Genomic DNA, 1,292 nt, shown 5'->3' with positions numbered 1-1,292 from the left:
AATGTGCTGCTCATAACCACTCGTTGATGGCTGCGCCGAGGACGGTCGCCTCGTAGCGGACCGCGAGTTTGTCGTAGCGCGTCGCCACGGCGCGGTGTCTTTTGAGCCGGTTGATCCCGCACTCGACCGCGTGCCGAGCCTTGTAGTCCTCGGCGTCGAACTTGGGCGGCCGGCCACCGCGAGAGCGGCGCTTCTTGCGGTGGGCCGCCTGGTCAGCCTTGTCCGGGATGGTGCATCGGATTCCGCGTCGCCGCAGGTAGGCGCGGTTCTTACGGGACGCGTACGCCTTGTCTGCCCGGACCCGGTTGGGCCGGGTCCGGGGCCGTCCGGCGTCCGGGCGGGCGACACGGACCTTCTTCAAGACAGGTTCGAACTGCGGGGAGTCACCGCGCTGTCCGGCCGTGATCACGACGGCCATCAGCTTCTGGCCCTGCTCGACGGCCAGGTGCAGCTTGGTGGTCAGACCGCCGCGCGAGCGCCCAAGGCCGTGGTCGTCCGGCTCGACGGTGATCCCGCCGGGCGGCTCGGCCTGTAGGTCCCCCTTTTCCGCGCTCCGGCGGCGTGCTGGTGAGCCCGGCATACGGTGGAATCGATGTTGAGATCCCAGGTGATGAGATCCTTGGCGTCGGCCTGAACCTGCAGTTCGCTGAAGATCCGCTGCCAGGTGCCGTCCCGCTGCCAACGGCGGAACAGGTCATACGACCCGGCCCAGGGCCCGTATCGCTCCGGCACATCCCGCCACGGGACACCGGTCCGGGTACGGAACCGTATGCCGTCGACCAACTGCCGCCGACTCCATCTCGGTGGACGTCCGGGTTTCCTGCCCCTGGGCAACAATGACTCCAGCCGGGCCCACTGCGTATCCGTCAGATCTCCACGTGCCATCCGGTGATCATCACAGACCGTGATCTACTTCTGGTCATCGAGTCGAACACCGGAAAGCCAAGGTCATGACCAACCACTGCTGCGAAGCGATGAGCCGCTGCGTGAACGTGCGCTGCGACCAGCACGACGACCCCTTCGCCTGCCCGGACGCACTGATCGATTTCAGCGCCAAGTTCCAGGAGTACGGGCTGATCATCCACGACGGCGGCACGTCGAGCATCACCATCGACTTCTGTCCCTGGTGCGGACGACGCCTCCCCGAGTCACAGCGGGACCGATGGTTCGACGAACTGGAACGCCGCGGGATCGATCCTGGGGAGGACGAAGTCCCCGCCGAATTCCAGGACGACCGCTGGCTCGCCGCCCTGCCTCAGGACTGACGAACCAACAGCCTCCCAAGCCACTTC

Annotated in this window: 1 protein-coding gene and 1 pseudogene; one reads left to right on the top strand and one right to left on the bottom strand. The window is 66.4% G+C overall.

What is annotated here, in order from left to right; all coding sequences use genetic code 11:
• Positions 1-10: 10 nt before the first annotated feature.
• A pseudogene (locus tag ACFVDM_RS38340) lies at positions 11-885 on the bottom strand (IS5 family transposase).
• A 65-nt stretch (positions 886-950) separates the two neighbouring features.
• On the opposite strand from ACFVDM_RS38340, the gene ACFVDM_RS38335 reads away from it, so the two are divergent.
• A complete protein-coding gene (locus ACFVDM_RS38335) occupies positions 951-1,265 on the top strand; it encodes a DUF6980 family protein (protein WP_383651497.1) in 315 nt (104 codons plus the stop codon).
• Positions 1,266-1,292: the final 27 nt, after the last annotated feature.

The organism is Streptomyces sp. NPDC057682 (assembly GCF_042799575.1).
Taxonomy (GTDB): domain Bacteria; phylum Actinomycetota; class Actinomycetes; order Streptomycetales; family Streptomycetaceae; genus Streptomyces.
Note: the sequence above shows the minus strand (reverse complement) of the source record. Positions and strands in the feature narration are given on the sequence as shown.